This is a genomic window from Kitasatospora sp. NPDC058406, assembly GCF_042722765.1.
Classification (GTDB): Bacteria; Actinomycetota; Actinomycetes; order Streptomycetales; family Streptomycetaceae; genus Kitasatospora.
This window is the reverse complement of the sequence record NZ_JBHXKE010000204.1, coordinates 1-18,276: the sequence shown is the minus strand read 5'-3', so window position 1 is coordinate 18,276 and position 18,276 is coordinate 1. Positions and strand designations below refer to the sequence as shown.

Annotated in this window: 15 protein-coding genes and 1 pseudogene; 11 read left to right on the top strand and 5 right to left on the bottom strand. The window is 75.1% G+C overall.

Features of this window, described 5'->3' with window-relative positions; translation table 11 throughout:
- Both ACFWOG_RS30895 and ACFWOG_RS30890 read right to left on the bottom strand, forming a co-directional pair.
- Positions 1–1,805: pseudogene (locus ACFWOG_RS30895) on the bottom strand (hypothetical protein); the annotation flags it as partial.
- Between the two features lie 478 nt (positions 1,806–2,283).
- Positions 2,284–3,414 carry a glycosyltransferase family 4 protein gene (locus ACFWOG_RS30890; protein WP_380362260.1) on the bottom strand — a complete coding sequence of 377 codons (1,131 nt, stop codon included), beginning with the start codon at positions 3,412–3,414 and terminating at the stop codon, positions 2,284–2,286.
- 342 nt (positions 3,415–3,756) lie between these two features.
- Between ACFWOG_RS30890 and ACFWOG_RS30885 the strand changes: the two genes are divergently transcribed.
- The 6 genes from ACFWOG_RS30885 (at position 3,757) to ACFWOG_RS30860 (ending at position 10,217) form a co-directional block, all read left to right on the top strand.
- On the top strand, positions 3,757–4,881 hold the full coding sequence (locus ACFWOG_RS30885; RefSeq protein WP_329949286.1) for a glycosyltransferase family 4 protein: 1,125 nt from the start codon (positions 3,757–3,759) through the stop codon (positions 4,879–4,881).
- A gap of 103 nt (positions 4,882–4,984) precedes the next feature.
- Positions 4,985–5,668, top strand: coding sequence for a thiol:disulfide interchange protein DsbA/DsbL (locus tag ACFWOG_RS30880; RefSeq protein ID WP_329949285.1), 684 nt, complete (start codon positions 4,985–4,987; stop codon positions 5,666–5,668).
- A 216-nt stretch (positions 5,669–5,884) separates the two neighbouring features.
- Positions 5,885–6,796 (top strand): ABC transporter permease, encoded by a 912-nt coding sequence (locus ACFWOG_RS30875; RefSeq protein WP_380362256.1) that lies wholly within the window; start codon positions 5,885–5,887, stop codon positions 6,794–6,796.
- Complete coding sequence (locus ACFWOG_RS30870; protein WP_329949284.1) at positions 6,786–8,000, top strand: ABC transporter ATP-binding protein; 1,215 nt, start codon at positions 6,786–6,788, stop codon at positions 7,998–8,000. The genes ACFWOG_RS30875 and ACFWOG_RS30870 overlap by 11 nt, the downstream gene beginning before the upstream one ends.
- A 3-nt stretch (positions 8,001–8,003) precedes the next feature.
- Positions 8,004–9,203 carry a glycosyltransferase gene (locus tag ACFWOG_RS30865; RefSeq protein ID WP_329949283.1) on the top strand — a complete coding sequence of 400 codons (1,200 nt, stop codon included), beginning with the start codon at positions 8,004–8,006 and terminating at the stop codon, positions 9,201–9,203.
- A 138-nt stretch (positions 9,204–9,341) separates the two neighbouring features.
- Entirely contained in the window at positions 9,342–10,217 is an 876-nt protein-coding gene (locus tag ACFWOG_RS30860) for an alpha/beta hydrolase (RefSeq protein WP_329885250.1), read from the top strand.
- Between the two features lie 147 nt (positions 10,218–10,364).
- Here ACFWOG_RS30860 and ACFWOG_RS30855 read toward each other — a convergent pair whose 3' ends face one another.
- Together ACFWOG_RS30855 and ACFWOG_RS30850 are read right to left on the bottom strand one after the other, a co-directional pair.
- Entirely contained in the window at positions 10,365–11,111 is a 747-nt protein-coding gene (locus ACFWOG_RS30855; RefSeq protein ID WP_380362252.1) for an SAM-dependent methyltransferase, read from the bottom strand.
- 24 nt (positions 11,112–11,135) lie between these two features.
- Positions 11,136–12,266: a glycosyltransferase gene (locus ACFWOG_RS30850; protein WP_380362263.1), complete on the bottom strand. Its 1,131-nt coding sequence runs from the start codon at positions 12,264–12,266 to the stop codon at positions 11,136–11,138.
- A gap of 66 nt (positions 12,267–12,332) precedes the next feature.
- Here ACFWOG_RS30850 and ACFWOG_RS30845 point away from each other — a divergent pair, with 66 nt between their 5' ends.
- Positions 12,333–13,103 carry an aspartate/glutamate racemase family protein gene (locus ACFWOG_RS30845; RefSeq protein ID WP_355402980.1) on the top strand — a complete coding sequence of 257 codons (771 nt, stop codon included), beginning with the start codon at positions 12,333–12,335 and terminating at the stop codon, positions 13,101–13,103.
- 307 nt (positions 13,104–13,410) lie between these two features.
- Here ACFWOG_RS30845 and ACFWOG_RS30840 read toward each other — a convergent pair whose 3' ends face one another.
- A complete protein-coding gene (locus ACFWOG_RS30840; protein WP_380362249.1) occupies positions 13,411–14,559 on the bottom strand; it encodes a polysaccharide deacetylase family protein in 1,149 nt (382 codons plus the stop codon).
- A 589-nt stretch (positions 14,560–15,148) separates the two neighbouring features.
- Here ACFWOG_RS30840 and ACFWOG_RS30835 point away from each other — a divergent pair.
- The 4 genes from ACFWOG_RS30835 to ACFWOG_RS30820 all read left to right on the top strand — a co-directional run.
- The gene (locus ACFWOG_RS30835) at positions 15,149–15,421 is read left to right on the top strand and encodes a hypothetical protein (RefSeq protein ID WP_329885245.1); all 273 of its coding nucleotides are present in this window, start codon (positions 15,149–15,151) and stop codon (positions 15,419–15,421) included.
- A gap of 232 nt (positions 15,422–15,653) precedes the next feature.
- Positions 15,654–16,496, top strand: coding sequence for a polysaccharide deacetylase family protein (locus ACFWOG_RS30830; protein WP_329885244.1), 843 nt, complete (start codon positions 15,654–15,656; stop codon positions 16,494–16,496).
- Positions 16,489–17,673 carry a glycosyltransferase family 4 protein gene (locus ACFWOG_RS30825; protein WP_329949279.1) on the top strand — a complete coding sequence of 395 codons (1,185 nt, stop codon included), beginning with the start codon at positions 16,489–16,491 and terminating at the stop codon, positions 17,671–17,673. Before ACFWOG_RS30830 ends, ACFWOG_RS30825 begins: the two co-directional genes overlap by 8 nt.
- 41 nt (positions 17,674–17,714) lie before the next feature.
- Positions 17,715–18,276: sugar transferase (locus tag ACFWOG_RS30820; protein WP_380362244.1), on the top strand; the 562-nt coding region annotated here is incomplete at its 3' end.

Here is an 18,276-nt window from a genome sequence, read left to right as displayed (position 1 = left end):
GAGTCGGGCGTCGACTCGTGCTCCGGTCCGGGTCCGCCGCCCGGGCCGGGCGCGCGTCGGGCCCAGCTCGGTGCGGCCCGCCCGTCCCCGCGCCCGTCCCCGCGTCCGCGCCCGTCCCCGCGTCCGCGCTCTCCCGACCGTTCACCGGGCCGCGCGCCGTGGCGCTCGGCCACCGGCCCGGCCGCCCGCGGCACCGCGGTCGGCTGCCCGCCCCGTCCGGCCGGCACGCCGGCACCGCCCCCGGTGCCGCGCCGCCGCCGTCCGGACGGCCGGCCGGACGTGCCGAGCAGCGCCACCCCGGCCACGGGGACACCGGTTCGGGAGAGCAACTCGGCCACCCGGTCGGCCTGTTCGGGTGTGACGTTGCCGCTCCGCACGGTGACCAGCACCGCGTCCGCGTGCTGCACCAGGTCGTACGCGTCGTTGGCGTGCAGCAGCGGGGAGGTGTCGATGAGGATGACGTCCGCGTGCCGGCGGGCCCGGCGCAGCACCTCGGCGGCGCGCAGCACCAGCGCGGCCGGGTACGCCGTGGTGTTCCCGCCGGTGATCAGCGAGACCCCTTCGACGTTGGTCGGCCGGATCAGGTCGTCCAGTTCGCCCAGCCGTTCGCCGCTGAGCAGCTGGGCCATGCCCGGTCCGTCGCCGACCCCGAGGTGGGCGTGCAGCTGGGGGTTGCGGAAGTCGCAGTCCAGGACCAGGACTCCGCGGCCGGTCTCGGCGAGGGCGGCGGCCAGGTTGGCGGTCGTGATGGTCCGGCCGTCGAGGCTGCTGCCGGAGGTGACCAGCACCACCGGCGCGGGCTCGGCGAGCCGCCGCGAGACGGTCTCCGCAGGATCCCGGTCGTCGCCGCCCGTCGGGCGGGCGAGGGAGTCGGGGCCGGTGAGCAGCAGGGTGGAGCGCAGGGAGCGGTAGGCCTCGGCGGCCGGGTCGGAGGGCCGGGCGCGGACCAGCGGTTCGCGCAGCCTCCGCAGGCGGCGGGAGAGTTGCGGCACCTCGCCGATCACCGGCAGGTTGAACGCCTCCTCGACGGCGTTGCGGGTGCGGAGCCTGGTGTCCATCCGGCTGAGCATCAGTGCGGCGACCACGCCGAGCGCGAGCCCGAGCGCCACCGCGAGGCCGAGCCGCACGCCCCGGCTGGGGGAGGAGAGCAGGTTGCTCGCCCCCTGCCGGGCGTCGATGCTGCCCCACTGCTGGATGGCGTCGGTCTGGGCGGCGTTCTGCAGTTTGCTGATCGAGGTGAGGGTGGTGGTCAGCGAGGTGTTGGCGGCGGTCAGCTTGGGCTGGAGCTTGGGCTGGTCGGCGGCCGAGGACCGGGTGTACTGCTGCTGGATCTCGTTCAGCTGCCGCTGCTGCTCGTCCGCCTGCGCCTGGAGCTTCTTGATGGTCTCGGAGGAGCTGCGGGCCGACTCGTCGCTGTAGCCCTTGATGATCGCGGCCGAGTAGGCGGTGGCCAGGTCGGAGCAGGACTGCCGGGTCGGCCCGGTGGTGGCGATGGTCAGCATCTGGGCGCTGTCCGCGGTGACCGTCCGGCGGGCGATCACCTCGGCGGCGTCCGTGATGCCGAGCTGTCTGGCGGTGGCCGTGGCGACGTCGGCCCCCTGGGCGTAGGAGAGCACCTGGTCGGCCCGCACGGTGTCGCCGGCCCCCGCGACCGGCGTGATGGCGACCTTGCACTTCCATCTGGCGTTGTCCACCGCGTCGCCGGCGGGGGCCAGCAGCCAGCCGACGACGAGTGCGGCGAGCGTGCAACCGGCGAGCAGCCGCCAGTACCGCCGCAGGACGGTGAAGTGGTTTGCCGGTTCCACCGGTTGGATCCCCTCGCGTTCATGGTGCGGTGGTGCTGTTCAGCGCCCGTCCGGCTCCCGCAGGGGAGTACGGAGGGTGGGGGTACCGCCGGCACTGCCCGGGCCGCCGGAACGGACGGCTCCCGGCACGGTGGAATCCCTCGGACGATGTCGCAACCCGCCCCCCTGACGACTCGCGGACGACGTCCCGACGACGCGCTCCCCGCAGACGCGGCCCGGCCCGGCGGTGTACCGACACCCACTGACCGCCGCCCCCGCCGGTCCCCCCGGCGATGCTTCCCGAGCCGCGACGTGCGGCGCAACCGCTTTGGCGATACTGGTCCGGGAGACCTCGTACAACGGGCCGCGACCGCCCGGATCCGGACAGACCGTACTCGGCCGGTCCGCCCGTCCCGAGCCTCCGGGCGGGCCGTCCGTCACCCGCAGGGCGGTCGGAGCGGTCCGGGCGGCCCGGCCCCCGGGCCGGGCCGGACCGCCTTCAGACCGTGCGCAGCCGCAGCGAGCGCTCGTAGAACCCGACCATCTGGGCCGACACCTGCTGCAGCGTGAACGAGGTCAGGAACCGCGCCCGCGCAGCCTTCGCCCGCACCCGCGCCGCGGCCCGGTCCTCCAGCGTGTCGATCAGCGCCTCCGCCAGCGCGGCGGGCCGCTCCGGCGCCACCAACCGCGCGTAGTCCTCCGAGCCGACGGTCTCGCGCAGCGCCGGGACGTCGGAGGCGACCAGCGGCACCCCGACACCCATCGCCTCCATCGCCGCGCTGCCCAGGCCCTCCCAGCGCGACGGCACCGCCAACGCGTCGGCCGCCGCCATCAGGTCGAACACGTCGTCCCGCGGCCCCAGGAACCGCACGCCGCGCGTCGCCCCGGCCAGTGCCAGCAGCCGGTCCGTCTCGCCGCCCTCGCTGCCGGCCAGCAGCAGCACCGCCTCCGGCTCCGAGCGCAGCACCGCGGGCCACGCCTCCAGCAGCACGTCCAGACCCTTCTGGTACTGCTGGCGGGCCGCGGCCAGCACCACCGGCACGTCCTGCGGCAGCTCCAGCGACGAACGCACCGCGGCCCGCCGGTCCGGCGTCACGATGCCCAGCCGCTCCGGGTCGCGCCCGCGCGGCACCACGTCGATCCGCTGCGACGGCACCCGCAGCCGGCGCGCCATCGCCCCGGCCACGTACCGGGTCAGCGCGTGGAACCGCCGGGTGCCCTGCGCGGTCGCCGCGTCCACCGCCTGGGCGGCCCGCACCTTCCACGGGCTCAGCCCGCGCGCGTTGCGGTGCTCGGGCCCGTACGCCGCGTTGACCAGGCTGGTCACCACCGGCGTGCGGGCGGTCAGCGCGGCGGCCCGGCCGAGCACGTCCGACTCGTACAGGGTGGTGTGCAGCAGATCGGGGCGGCGCTCGCGGACCAGCCGGTGCAGCGCGGCGACGGTCTGGCTCCGGGAGGGCCGCCCGACCCCGAAGACGTCGGCCCCGGCCGCGGTCAGCTCCGGCTGGAAGCCGCCGGTCGAGTCCTTGAGGTACGCGATGTCGAGGCGGACACCGGCCCGCACCAACTGGGGTGCCATTGCCACCAGGCCCTGCTCGGCCCCACCGACCCGGCTCACGCTGTCGATCACATAGAGCACATGCACAGGCCAACCCCCGCCCTCCTGGGCGCGCCCGGTCTCCCGTGCCGGGACGACGCCCTGACTGCCGCTCAGCATCGCAGGTCGCGACCGGTACCCGCCAGCGATTCGGTCAGGACGGCCGCCCGCGGTCGGCCGCGGCCACCCGGGGGAGAGGGCGGCGCCACCGGCAGGGGGCGGCCGAAGGCGCCGGGCGGGGCGCGCGGATCCCCCACCGGGCGCACCACGGCGCCCGACCGGCGCCCGCCGGGAGTATCCGCGCCGAACAGCGGACCACCGCCGGGTTGCGCGAAGGGGTCGTCCCGCGCGGGGCCCTGTGCCAAGGTCTTTCCCATGCCCGAAGCGACACCGGTCAGGACGGCCGGAACCCGCCCCCGCATCCTGCACCTCATCACCGACCCTCGCCGCCGCGGTGCGCAGAACCTCGCCCGCGACCTCCACCGCGAACTCCGCCGCCGTGGCCAGGCCTCCGCGCTGCGCGCTCTCGCCCCGCACCCCGACGCCCACCCCGACGCCGCCGACACGCGGGCCACCGCCGTGCTCGGCCCCGGCCGGCTTCACCCCCGCACCCTCACCGCCCTGCGCGCCGCCGCCCGCACCGCGGACCTCGTCGTCGCGCACGGCTCCTCCACCCTCCCCGCCTGCGCCCTCGCCCTGGCCGGTACCCGCACCCCCTTCGTCTACGTCTCCATCGGCGACCCCCGGCACTGGACGGCCGGTCCGGTGCGCCGGCTGCGCACCGGCGCCCTGCTGCACCGGGCCGCGGCCGTCACCGCGCTCGCCGACGAGGCCCGGGAGGTGCTGGTGGAACGGTTCGGGCTGTCCGCCGCGAGCGTGCGCACCATCCCCAACGCCCGGGCGGCCGACCGCTACCCGCCCGCCGACGGCGAGGCCGACCGGCGCGCGGCCCGGCAGTCCCTCGGCCTGCCGCCGGACGGCCTGCTGGTCGCCTGGCTCGGCGCGATCTCCCGGGAGAAGCGGCTGGACGTCGCCCTCGACGCCCTCGACCGGCTCCCCGACGTCCGCCTCGCCGTGGCCGGGGACGGCCCGCAGCGCGCCGCCCTGGAACGGCACCCGGCCGCCGCCCGGGCCCACTTCCTGGGGACCCTCCCGGATCCGGCTCCGCTCTACCGGGCCGCCGACGCCGTCCTGCTGTCGAGCGACAGCGAGGGCGTGCCCGGGGTGCTGATCGAGGCCGCGCTGGCCGGGCTGCCCGCCGTCGCCACCGACGTCGGCTGGGTCCGCTCGGTCGTCCGGGACGGTGCCACCGGCTCGCTGGTCGCCCCGGGCGACCCGGTCGCCCTGGCCGAGGCGCTGGCCAAGGTGCTGGCGGGCGACCGCGCCGGGCTCGGCGCCGCCGCCCGCGTCCACGCGCTGGCCCACTGCGAGCTGGACGTGGTCGCGGACGCCTGGCAGGAGCTCTTCACCGACGTGTGCGGACACGAAGGACGCGGCTGACGCGTCCCGGTACGCCGGGCCGGGTGCGCCGATCGGGCGAATCCCGGCCCGACGCACCGGGGCGACTGGCCGATGACGTTCCGTCACCGTCACACTGCCCCGTGTGAAGTCGATCCTGAGAACCACTCTGCTGCTCGCCGTCGCCACCGGGATCGCCGCGTGCCCCGTGCAGGCCGGCGCCGTCTCCCACCAGCCGCCCCGCGAGGGCGCCCAGTTCGTCCGTCTCGACCAGCCGCAGCCGGTGCGCGAGAGCGCCCGCACCGAGGCGGTCGAGTTCTTCTGGTACGACTGCGGTCACTCCCAGCAGCTCGAACAGCCTCTCCAGGCCTGGGTCGAGAAGCACCGGTCCGACGTCGACCTGCGCCGGGTGCCGGCCATCTGGCAGGGCAGTCGTGAGGAGGGTGCGCAGCGCGGTCACGCGCGCCTGTACTACACGCTGGAGCGGCTCGGCCTGGTCGAGCGGCTGCAGTCCTCCGCGTTCCGCGCGATCCACTCCGACGAGCAGGACCTCACCACCGAGGACCTCACCACCGACTGGGCCGCGCGCCAGGGCGTCGACGCGCAGCGGTTCCGCGAGGTGTACCGCTCGGAGGACGTCCAGCGGGCCGTGGACGAGGCCGTCGCGCTGTTCGTCCGGTACGGAATCAACGAGCTGCCCACCGTCGTGGTGCAGGGCGAGTACCGGACCTCCCCGACCAACGCCGGCGGCGTCGAGGCGATGCCGGGCATCCTCGACCACCTCGTCGCGCAGGACCAGCAGCGCCACCCCCGCACGATCCGGTTCTGACCCCGGCGTTGCCTCCCGAACCCCCGGGCGGGTCGGCCGATTTCGGCCGACCCGCCCTTTTCGGCCGCCCCCCGGGCCGCGATCCGATCACGTTCACCGAACCGACCCCCGTCGACCACACTCTGTGCCACAGTGGGGGCCGGGCCGCACCGGAGCGGTGTCAAGCACCGCCCTGACGAGCCCACTTCTCGATACCGCCGGTACCGGAGAGGGCAGATGTCCGTGGGGGGACAACGCGCACAGCTCGTCGACGGGCCGGCCGGCCGGGCCGCGGACACCGAGGCGCACCCGCAGGCCGCCGAGGGGCCGCCGCCCGAACTGGTCTTCAAGCGCCGGCTCCGCCCGGCCCGGGTGGCCCGCGAGCTGTGGGGGGCCCGTGAGCTGGTCCGCGCGCTGGCCGAACGCGACCTGCGGGCCCGCTACAAGCAGGCGGTGCTCGGCTTCGCCTGGGCGGTTCTCACCCCGCTCGCGCTCTGCGCCATCTTCACGCTGGTCTTCCGCCGGGCCGTCGACGTCGACACCGAGGGCGCCGCGTACCCGCTGTTCGCCTACGTCGGCCTGATCGTCTGGCAGTTCTTCAGCAACACGATGAACCAGGGCGCGCTGAGCCTGGCCAACAACCTCAGCCTGCTGAACAAGGTGTACTGCCCGCGCGAGGTCTTCCCGCTCGCCACCATGCTGGTGGCCGGCGTCGACATGCTGATCGGCACCGCCGTCCTGGGGCTGCTCTTCCTGGTGTTCTGGACCGCGCCCGCGGCGACCCTCTTCTGGGTCCTGCCGCTGCTGCTCGTCCAGTTCGCCTTCACCTACGGCGTGGCGCTGGTCCTCTCGGTGGCCGTGGTCTACCTGCGCGACGTCCGGCACCTGCTGCCGATCATCACGCAGATGGGAGTGTTCGCCACCCCGGTCGCCTACCCGCTGGCGCAGATCCCGGAGCGACTCCAGGAGATCTACGTCGGCCTCAACCCGCTCGGTGCCGTGATCGAGGGCTACCGCAACGCCCTGCTGTACGGCCGGGCGCCGGACGCCACGCTGACCTCGATCGCCTCGGTCTCCTCGGTGGTGTTCCTGGTCGGCGGCTACCTGCTGTTCAAGAAGCTGGAGACGGGGATCGCCGATGTCGCCTAGCCCGACCGCCGCCGCCCGTGACCTCCCGCCGGGCACCATCCGCACCGACCAGGTGTGGAAGCGCTTCAAGGCGGACCAGCAGCGGATGCTGCTGCGGGACAAGGTCGACTCCATGGCCCGCCGGCTGCGCGGGGAGAAGGGCGAGGACTGGCGCTGGGCGCTGCGCGACATCTCGATGCACATCGAGCCGGGCGACTCGGTCGGGCTGATCGGTTCCAACGGCTCGGGCAAGTCCACCCTGCTCAAGATGCTGACCCGGGTGATGTACCCGTACGGCGGGGTGATCGACGTGCGCGGGCGGATCGGCGCCCTGATCGAGATCCGGGCCGGCATCCACCCCGACCTGACGGGTCGGGAGAACATCTACCTGTTCGGCGCGCTGCTCGGCCTGCGGCGGCGGGAGGTGGCCACCCGGTTCGACGACATCGTCGAGTTCGCCCGGCTCGGGGGCGCCATCGACCGGCAGGTGAAGTTCTACTCCTCCGGCATGCAGATGCGCCTCGGCTTCGCCGTCGCCGCCTACCTGGAACCCCATGTCCTGCTGGTGGACGAGGTGCTGGCGGTCGGTGACGCGGTGTTCCAGCAGCGCTGCCTGGACCGCATGCGCGAGGTCGCCGAGCAGGGCACCACCATCGTCTTCGTCTCGCACGACCTGCCGGCGGTGGAGTCGATCTGCCGGCGCGGCATCTGGCTGGAGCAGGGCTCGATCCGGGTGGACGCCGGGATCAAGGAGGCGATGGCGGGCTACCGCGACTCGATCGAGGCGCAGTCCGAGGCCGGCGGCCGGACCGGGGAGCCGCTCCGACTGCTCGAGCACGGGGTGCGCGGCGAGGGCCGCGAGAGCCTCACCACCGACGAGCCGATGACCGTCGAGCTCACGCTGGGCGGCGACTACCGCGGCGACGCGACCCTGCACCTGGGCGTCAGCGAGGGCACCTCCAGCCCGATCTTCCAGATCAGCCACGAGATCCGGCTCACCGGCGGCGACCACCCGGTCTCCTGCGTGATACCCCGGTTGCCGCTGCCGCGCGGCCGGTACACGCTCTGGGCCGGCGTCTACAGCATCGGCAGGACCGACGGCGGGACGCTGATGAGCTGGCACTCGGTCGGCCAGTTCGACGTCTTCGGGCCGATGCTGGACTCGCCCCCGCGCGCCGTGGTCCTGGCCGCGCCGGTGTTCGTCCCGCACCGCTGGGAGGAGTGACGCGTGCGACCGGTCCGGGTGCTCGTCCACCTCAACAACCTGGCCCTGGGCGGTGCCCAGCTCAACGCGGTCGACATCGCCCGCACCCTGCGTGAACGGGGCCACGAGCCGGTGCTCTTCGCCCAGGGAGTGGCCGGCCCGGCGCCGCTGGTCGACATCGCCGCCGGGCACGGCCTGGACGTGGTCGTCGCCGGCGGGCCCGACACCCCGCACGCCGAGGTCCGCCGACGGCTCGGCCGGCTCGCCGCCGAGCACGGCAGCCAGCTGCTGCACGCCTGGGAGGTCCGGGCGGCCCGCAACGCGTACTTCGGGCCCGGCCGTTACGGCCGGCTGCCGGTGGTCACCACCTTCTACGGCATCCGGATGCTGCGGGGCCTGCCCCGGCACCAGCCGCTGGTGCTCGGCCTGGGCGCGCTGATGGGCGACGGCCGGGCCTTCGGCCACCGGGACGTCAGCCTGATCGAGCCGCCGGTCGACACCGTGACCGATGCGCCCGGTGCGGCGGACGGCGCCGCCTTCCGGCGTGAACACGGCATCCGGCAGGACGAGTTGCTGCTGGTCGTCGTCACCCGCCTGGTGCCCGCGCTGGAGAAGGACGCCGGCGCCGAACTCACCGTCGACGCCGTCCGGCTGCTGGACGACCCCCGGGTCCGGCTGGCCGTGGTGGGGGCCGGGCCGAGCCTGGAGCGGCTGCGCGCCCGCGCGGCCGAGGCCAACGAGGCGCTCGGCCGTGAAGCCGTCCTGGTCCCGGGCCAGTTGGCCGATCCCCGGCCGGCCTACCAGGCCGGGGACGTCGTCCTCGGGATGGGCGGTTCGGCGCTGCGCGGCCTGGCCTTCGGCAAGCCGGTGGTGGTGCACGGCGCGGCCGGCTACACCGCCGTGCACGAGCCGGGGCCGCTGGTCGAACCGCACGCCTCCCGCTGCATGTACGGCTTCGGTGACGGCTCGCGGGAGCCCGCCGCGCTGGCCGGGCAGCTGCGCGGGTTGCTCGACGACCCGGTCCGCCGGGCCGAACTCGGCGACTGGGGGCGGGAGTGGGTGGTCGGCCGGTTCTCGCTGGAGAGCGTCACCACCGCCTTCGAGGAGCTCTACGGGCGGGTGCTGGCGCGTCCGGGCGGTGCGGTCGGCTGGCTGAAGGACCTTGAGCAGATGGCCCGGTTCGAGTTCGCCAAGCCGGCCGGGCTCAGGCTGCTGCGCCGGTGACGGGGGGAACGGTGCGGCGGGGCGGCGGCGGGACGGCGGTGACGGGGGCGGTAGCGGAGGTGGAGGTGGGGCGGGGGTAGCCGTCCGGAGTGCGGGCAGGCATTTACCTAACTGATTCAGCGGTGTTTAATGGTTAGCATGAGCGAGCTGACGATCCCGCACATCCACCACCGCCACGTCGACGTCGACGGTCTGCGCGTCTTCTACCGGGAGACCGGACCGGCCGACGCCCCCGTCCTCCTGCTGCTGCACGGCTTCCCGTCCGCCTCGCACCAGTTCCGCCGGCTGTTCGACGCGCTCGGCACCCGCTACCGGCTGATCGCCCCCGACTACCCGGGCTTCGGTCACAGCGAAAGCCCCGCCCCCGGCGCGTTCGACTACCGCTTCGACACCCTGGCCGACGTGGTCGAGGGCTTCTGCCGGACCCTCGGCCTCGACCGGTTCGCGCTCTACGTCTTCGACTTCGGCGCCCCGGTCGGCCTCCGGCTCGCCACCCGGCACCCCGAGTGGGTCACCGGCCTGGTCGTCCAGAACGGCAACGCCTACGAAGAGGGACTCTCCGACCAGGCGCGGGAGTTCATCGCCAACCGGCCCGGCGTCGAAGGGGCCGCCGAACGCGCCCGCGCCATCCTCACCCTGGAGATCACCCGCGCCCAGTACGAGGGCGGCACCGGTGACCCGGAGCTGGTCGCCCCCGACGGCTGGACGCTCGACCAGCACGCCCTCGACCTGCCCGGCCGCAAGGACATCCAGGTCGAACTCGCCCTCGACTACCACTCCAACGTCGCGCTCTATCCCGTCTGGCAGGAGTGGCTGCGCACGCACCGCCCGCCCACGCTGATCGTCTGGGGCCGCAACGACCTGTTCTTCACCGAGCCCGGCGCCCGCGCCTACCTGCGCGACCTGCCCGACGCCGAACTGCACGTCCTGGACACCGGGCACTTCGCGCTGGAGGAGAAGCTTCCGGAGATCGCCCCGCTGATCGACGACTTCCTCGCCCGTACCCAGAAGTAGCCGGAGGGGGTGCGGGCGGCCCGGGAGCCGCGCGTCGGGAGCCGGCCACCTGGATCCGGCCGCACCACCCCGCCCGCCGCACGACCCCTGCCGCCGCACCCCGGACCCGGACCCGTGGCAGCCCGCCCGGGCGTCCGCGGGGACCGCTCAGCCCCGGCGCAGCAGCAGCGTCACGAAGCCGAGCGTCCCCCGGTAGCCGTGCAGCCACTCGGCGCGGTGCAGGTCGGCCGCGGCCCGGGCGGCCTCCGCGTCCGGATGGTCCGCATGGTCCAGCGCCCACTCGGCCAGCGCGCCCGTCCAGGAGAACTCGTAGTCGTCCCACTCCTGGCGGCTGCTCACGTACCCGAACACCGGTGTCCAGCCGTCCGCCGTCACCCGGTCGACGGTGGTCCCCAGGTCCGCGTAGTCGTCCCGGTCCGCACCCAGCCCGTCCAGCGCGGGCCGGTCCGGCTCACGCTCCCAGAACCCCTCGCCGACCAGCACCCGGCCGCCCGGCGCCAGGTGTTCCCGGGCGGCGTCCAGCGTCGGCAGCAGCCCGCCGAACGCATGCGTGGCACCGACGTTCAGCACCAGGTCGAACCCCGCGGGATCGGTGAACTCCCGGGCGTCCAGGTGGTGCAGGCCGAGCCGCCGCTGCACGCCGAGCGCCTCCGCCGTCTGCCGGGCGCGGGTCAGCGCCGCCGCGTCCAGATCCACCCCGACCGCCTCCCAGCCGGTCCGCGCGGTCAGCGTACGGATCAGCCAGCCGCCCTCGCCGCACCCCAGGTCGAGGGCCCGGCCGTGCTCGGTGCACGCCGTCGCCCGCGCCAGCAGCCGGGCCACCGACTCGTCGGCGACCGGTGCGGCGATCGGGTGGTGGGCGTGCGCGAGGCGGGAGATCGTCCGACGGTCCATCCGGCCAGTCTGCCGCAGCCGCGCTCAGTACGTCCGGCCTTTCCAGGCGGCCCCCCTGCCCCGCCAGTGCTGCACCGCCGAGTCCACCGTCATCAGCAGGTAGAGCGCCGCCGTGAACGGCAGCAGCAGGGCAGCCGGCGCCGGCTGCCGGTAGTACCGGAGCATCGGCAGGAAGGTCCCCGTCATCAGCGCCCACGCCGCCCCGCCGACCGCCGCCACCGGCCACGCGCCGGTCACGAGACCGGCCACGCAGGCGAGGGGCGGCACCAGGTACACCAGCGCCAGACCGAGCACCGTGCCGAGCAGCAGCAGCGGCGAGTGCCGCAGCTGGGCGTACGCGCTGCGCGACACCATCCGCCACAGCTGCGCCAGCCGCGGGTAGGGCCGCACGCTGTCCACCTGCTCGGCCAGGCCCAGCCAGGTCCGTCCGCCGGACGCCTTCACCGCCCGCGCCAGCGACACGTCGTCGATCACCGCTCCCCGGATCGCCGCCACCCCGCCCGCCCGCTCCAGCGCCTCCCGCCGCACCAGCGAGCAGCCGCCCGCAGCCGCGGCCGTCCGGGAGCCGGGCCGGTTGCTCCACCGGAACGGGTAGAGCTGGGCGAAGAAGTACACGAACGCCGGCACGATCAGCCGCTCCCACCCCGTCTCCACCCGCAACCGGGCCATCTGCGAGACGAGGTCCAGCCGGTTGCTCTCGGCGGCGGCCACGAGCTCGGCCAGCGACTCCGGGCCGTGCGCGATGTCCGCGTCGGTCAGCAGCAGGTACTCGGCGTCCGGCCCGGCCAGGTCGACGCCGTGCCGCAGCGCCCACAGCTTGCCCGTCCACCCCGGCGGCAGCGGGGGAGGCGTGGTCACCGTCAGCTCCAGCCCCTCCGGCGCGGCCAGCCCGGCCGCGAGCCGGCCGGTGCCGTCCGTGCTGTGGTCGTCCACCAGGATCACCCGGGCCCGCCCCGGATACTTCTGCGCCAGCAGGCTCGGCAGGCTCACCGGCAGCACCTCGGCCTCGTCCCGGGCCGGCACCACCACCGCGACCTGCGGCCAGCGCGCGGGCGGACGGCGCGGCGGAAGCCGCACGTCGGTACGCCAGAACAACCCGTGGCAGCCCGCCAGCCAGAGCCAGACCAGCAGGGAGAGCGCAGCGATCCACAGCAGGACGGTCACCCGCGCAGTCTGCCGCACCAGGGGCCCGGCGGGGGGCATCGACTAAAGTCTTGACCCGTGAAGATCGCACTGATGGACTCGGGAATCGGCCTGCTGGCCGCCGCCGCCGCGCTACGGACGCTGCGTCCGGACGCCGACCTGGTGCTCTCCTCCGACCCCGCCTCGATGCCCTGGGGCCCGCGTACGCCCGAGGAGGTGACCGCGCTCGCCCTCGGCTGCGCGCGGGCGGCCGCGGCGCACCGGCCGGACGTGCTGGTCGTCGCCTGCAACACCGCCTCGGTCCACGCGCTCGCCGCGCTCCGCGCCGAACTCGAACCCGGCCTCCCGGTCGTCGGTACCGTCCCGGCGATCAAGCCGGCCGCCGCCCTCGGCGGCCCGGTCGCCATCTGGGCGACCCCCGCCACCACCGGCAGTGCCTACCAGCGGAACCTGATCCGCGACTTCGCCGGGGCGGCGGCCGTCACCGAGGTCGCCTGCCCGGGCCTGGCCGACGCGATCGAGCACGGTGACGACGCGGCGATCACCTCCGCGATCGCCGCCGCGGCCGAGCGCACCCCCGCCGGCACGGCCGCGGTCGTCCTCGGCTGCACCCACTACGAGCTGGTCGCCGACCGGATCCGGGACGCCGTCGCCCCGACGGCCGCTCCGGGGCTCACCCTGCACGGCTCGGCCGAGCCCGTCGCCGCCCAGGCCCTGCGCCGCGTCGCCGACCCGACCCGTCAGGGCGCGGGCACCCTCACCGTCCTCCACGCGGGAGCCCCCGCCGTGCTCCCCGCCGCCGCCCTCGGCTACCCCAGAGCCCTCCTGCTCGGTTCCCTGACCGTCTGACCCCGCCGCGCCCGTGCGCAGGACGTCGGACGGGCCGACTTCCTGCGCGCCGGTGTGCGCACGTGAATCCTGGGGCGTTCGGGGCGTCCGGGGCTCCCGTGCTGCTCGGACGGGCCGTCCGGCCGCAGCCGCCGGGCGTGGGCCTACGGGTGTGGGCCGGCGTGGGCGTGGACCGCGGTGGGGTGGGCGGCGAGCTCTGCTCCAGCCGCGTGGTTCCCGGCGGGCACAGGAAGTCGGACGGGCCGACTTCCTGTGCGGGAGGGTGCGCGAGGGCGGGTGAGGGCGGGTGAGGGCGAACGGACGGGCGTCAGGCGGCCTGGCCGCGCCAGCGGCGGTAGGCCGGTTCGAGGCCGGACAGGATCGTGTCGAACCTGCGCGTACTCGTCGTGGAGTCCACCTGGAGGCGGCTGATCTGGAGCGGGTGGTTGGGGAGGCGGGGGCCGAGACGGTGGTCGGAGAGGAAACCGAGCCGGTAGCCGAGTTCCTGCAGGACGGTTTCGGCGCGCGGGTCGTGGCCGCCGTCCGGGTAGGCGAATGCGGTCGGCGGCTCGCCGAGCCAGCGGGTGAGGGCCTCGTGGGCGCCGGTGATCTCGGCCCGGACGGTGGCGTCGTCGCAGCGCCCGAGGCACGGGTGCCCCTGGGTGTGGTTGCCGATCGCGACGCCGCCCTCGCGGAGCGCGAGCAGGTCGGCGGGCGTGAGCTGGTCCTGGCCGGGCGGTCGGCGGTCGGCGCTGACCCGCAGTTCCTGGAGGCTGCGCCGGCGGTCCGGGTCCGGCATCGCCTTGAGCCGGCGGAGCAACTGGGAGGGGTGTCCGCAGTCGAGTGACCGGGCGCGCCCGCCGTGCCGGGCGAGGAAGTCGGCCTCGTGCCACCAGAACGGCTTCTCCGTCCCGATCAGTTCGGAGATCACGAAGGCGGCGGCCGGGATGCCGCGCTCGTGGAGGGCGGGCAGCGCGTGGGTGAGGACGCTGCGGTCGGCGTCGTCGAAGGTCACCAGCACGCTGCGGGCGGGCAGCGGACGCCGTTCGGCGACGGCCTGCTGCACGGCGGCCAGCGAGACGGGTGTGGCGAGTCTTCGCAGCCGGTCCAGCTGGTCGCCGAAGGAACGGGGGTCGGTCACGCCGTGGTAGGCCAGCACGGCGAGCCGCTGCGCGGCCCGGGCCCGGAACAGCGGCTGGACGGGCGCGAAGCGGAGCCACGCCCCGCGTGCGTCCGCCGGACAAGCGGCGTCGGCGCCCCGGGCCGGGCGCGGCACCGGGAGGGGTGCGGGCCGCGGCACGGGCCGCAGGCTCCGGCCCGCGGCCGGGCCGGTGAGCGACTGCCCGCCGAGCGGTTGGCCGGTGAACGCCTCACCCGCGAGCGCCTGGCCCGCGCGTGCCTGCCCGGCGACCGGCTGCCCGTCGGTCGGCGAGGTGGCGGCGGGCCCGGCGACCGGAACGGCCACGGGCGTCGGCACGGCTACGGGGCCTGTGGGTTTCCGCCCCACGGATGTCCGCCCGGTGGCCGGGGTGCCGGCCGGCGGCAGCGGTCGCAGGCCCGGGCGGGCCCTGACCGTGGCCGCGGTCCGGGCCATGGAACTGGAGGTCGATGTCGTGGACTGGGACTGCGGCACGGTTCCCCCTCGGTCGCCGATGCGGCGTGGCGGTACCGCCGGAGGACGGAGCCCGGCCTCCGACTCCAGGGCACGGCGGCTCCGCCCCCTGGGTATCTCCGGTCCACGGCGGGGACTCCCAACCCGCACCGCGGACGGCTCCTGGATCGCTCAATGTAATGGAGACAGGTACGGCGCGTTGATGGTTGTACCGGACAGTCCAGGTTTTTTCGGCGATCGGAAACCCGGCGGGAACGAGGCCGGATTGCACGCTCGGGGCGTGCCCCGGACGGTGCACCGGAGTGTGGGGGAACCGACCGGGGACAGCCGGAATGGGGAGCCGCTGCCGGGTGGGGGGAGCCGGCCGGCCGGCGCGCGTGATCGTCGCGCAGCGTGTCCGGGAAATGACGTCCTGCGTGCTGCCTCCGCCGCCGCACCGGGGTACCTTGGGCTCATGGCAGACGCGGAACGTGATCACGTCCACCCGCACGGCGCGACCCGGATGGACCGGTTCTGGCACGGAGGCGCGCTGGTCACCCACCAGGTGCCGCTGGCCCTGGTCGGCCTGGCCTGTCTCGCGCTGGGCATCGTGGTGGCCGTCGCGGTTCCGGACAGTGACGGTCCGGCGTGGGCGATGGCGGTGGCGGGCTGCCTCGCGGCCGGCGTCCTGCTGCTCGGCCGGATCGGGTTCGCGCTCTTCCGCCACCGTCGCCGCGCGACCGTCTGATCTTCCCGGGAACGAGCCCGGACAAACCCGATCGCAGGGTGAACGCCCGATCGAGCCCAACCGGTCAGATCGGCCGGTTTCGGCCCATCTGTCAGCTCCTTCTCGCTTCTTTCACAATTCCAGGGCACCAGCCCCACAGTTCCCCCTACTGTGATTCTCGTCCGGGCCGCCGACCGGCCCGGGTGCGAGGCCATTTGCCGACGCCGGGGAGGGTGTCGCAGAGGGGGGAACGATGAGCGGCACCGCCGTGCCCGGAACGGCCCCGGCCACCGGGGGGATCCGGATCCAGGTGAAGCGCCAGCTGGCACGCCTGGTCGGAGCGAGCCCCGGCGAGGGGGCCACCGTCCTGATCTACCACCGCGTCGGCGGAGGCAGCCCGGACGAGCTGGACGTCACCACCGCGGAGTTCACGGCCCAGGCCGACCTGCTCGCCGAGCTGCCGCCCGGCCGGGTGGTGTCCCTGGACGAGGCGACCGACCGGATCGAGGCCGGGCGCCGCACCCCCGGCGCCGTCCTCACCTTCGACGACGGCTTCGCCGACGTGTACCAGAACGCCTGGCCGCTGCTTCGCGAGCGCCGCCTCCCGTTCACGATCTACCTGGCCAGCGGCCACGTCGGCGGCGAGATGCGCTGGGCGGGCTCGACGGCGAGGACCACCGGCGCCCCCGCCCTCAGCTGGGACCAGTTGCGCGAGATGACCGCCTCCGGACTCTGCACGGTCGCCAACCACACCCGCAGCCACGCCCGCCCCGAACTGCTCTCCACCGGCGAGCTCGACGCCTGCAACGACGACGTCGAGGAACACCTCGGCGTCCGCCCCCGGCACTACGCCTACACCTGGGGCGTGCCCGTCCCTCCCATGGAACCGGCCCTGCGGGCGCGGTTCCGGACCGCCGCGACCGGCGAGGTCGGCCGCAACGTACCCGGCGTCGACCCGGTCCGGCTGCGCCGGGTGCCCGTCCGCCGCACCGACCCCATCGACTTCTTCCGCGCCAAGCTCTACGGCCGGCTGATCCCCGAGCGCGCCTACGCCCGGATCGTCGCCACCGCGAAGGCGGTGGGCGCCCGTGCCTGAGGGCCTGCCCTTCCCGCGCCTGCGCGGCCCCGGTGGCCGCCCGCTGCGCGTCGCGCACCTCACCACCGTCGACATGAGCCTCCACCTCCTGCTCGCCACCGAGCTGAAGGTCGACCTGGAGGCCGGGTTCGCGACCTACGGGATCAGCGCGCCCGGCCCGTACGTCGCCGACCTGGAGGCGATCGGGGTGCGGCACGAGCCGCTGCACGCGCTCACCCGGGCCTGGCAGCCGCGCGCCGACGCCGCCGCCGCCCGCGAGCTGCTCGCCGTGCTGGACCGGATCCGCCCGGACGTGCTGCACACCCACAACCCGAAGACCGGTGTGCTCGGTCGCGTGCTGGGCCGGCTCGCCCGCGTCCCGGTGGTCGTCAACACCTGCCACGGGCTCTGGGCGCAGGCCCACGACCCGCTCGCCAAGCGGGCCTTCGTGCTCGGTGCCGAGTCCTTCGCGGCCCGTTTCTCGCACGCCGAGCTGTACCAGAACGGCGAGGACCGCCGTACGCTGGCCCGCGCCGTCCCGGCCCGCCGCTCGCGGGTGGTCGGCAACGGCGTCGACCTCACCCGGTTCGCCACCGACCCGGGTGACCGCGCCCGCATCCGGGGCCGACTGCGGGCCGAACTCGGGGTCGGACCGGACGAGTTGCTGGTCGGCGGGGTCGGTCGACGGGTCGCCGAGAAGGGCATCCGCGAGTACGCCGAGGCCGCCCGCGCGCTGGCCGGCAAGGCCCGGTTCGTCTGGATCGGACCGGACGACCCGGACAAGCCGGACGCCCTCGGCGCCGAGTCCGGGGTCGACTTCCCGGGCCCGCGCAGCGACATGCCCGCGGTCTACGCCGCCCTGGACGTCTTCGTGCTCCCCTCCTACCGGGAGGGGTTCTCCCGCTCCGCCATGGAGGCCGCCGCCGGCGGCCTGCCGATGGTGCTCAGCGACATCCGCGGCTGCCGCGAGATCGGCACCCACGACGAGCACCTGCTCCTCGCCCCGCCCGGGGACGCCCCGGCCCTCACCCACGCGCTGGACCGCCTCCTCACCGAGCCCGGCCTGCGCGACCGGCTCGGCGCCGCCGTCCGGCGCCGCGCCACGGAGCGCTTCGACCAGCGCGCCGTGGCAGCCGTCTCGCTGGAGACCTACGCGGCCGTCGCCCGCGCCAGGGGACTGCCCTGGACGGTCGGCTGAGCCGGCCCGCCCACCACACCGCATCAGGGGGAAGGACCGTCATGAAGCGAGGGGGGGACCTCGCGGTCACCGTCCTGGCCGGGATCGTCGCGATCCCGCTCGGCCTGGTGATCGCCCTGCTGATCCGCTGCACCACCGGCGGACCGGTGCTCTTCCGGCAGACCAGGACCGGGCTGCGCGGCGAGGAGTTCCAGATCCTCAAGTTCCGCACCATGCGGGACAGGCGGTTCCCCGAAGAGGAGGACGCGCCGCGGATCACCGGGCTCGGCGAGCTGCTCCGCAGGACCAGCCTGGACGAGCTGCCGCAGCTGTGGAACGTCGCACGCGGCGAGATGGGCGTGATCGGGCCCCGGCCCACGCTGCCCGAGCAGGTCGTCCACTACTCCCGCCGCCAGCGCGGCCGGCTCGACGTCCGCCCCGGCCTCACCGGCTGGGCGCAGGTCCAGGGCCGCAACTCGATCACCTGGCCCCAGCGGATCGAACTCGACCTCTGGTACGTGCAGCACCGATCGCTCCGGCTCGACGTGCGGATCCTCCTGCTCACCGTCAAGGTGCTGCTGCGCCCGGCCGGCATCACCGCGGCCGGCGGGGTCAACCCGGGGT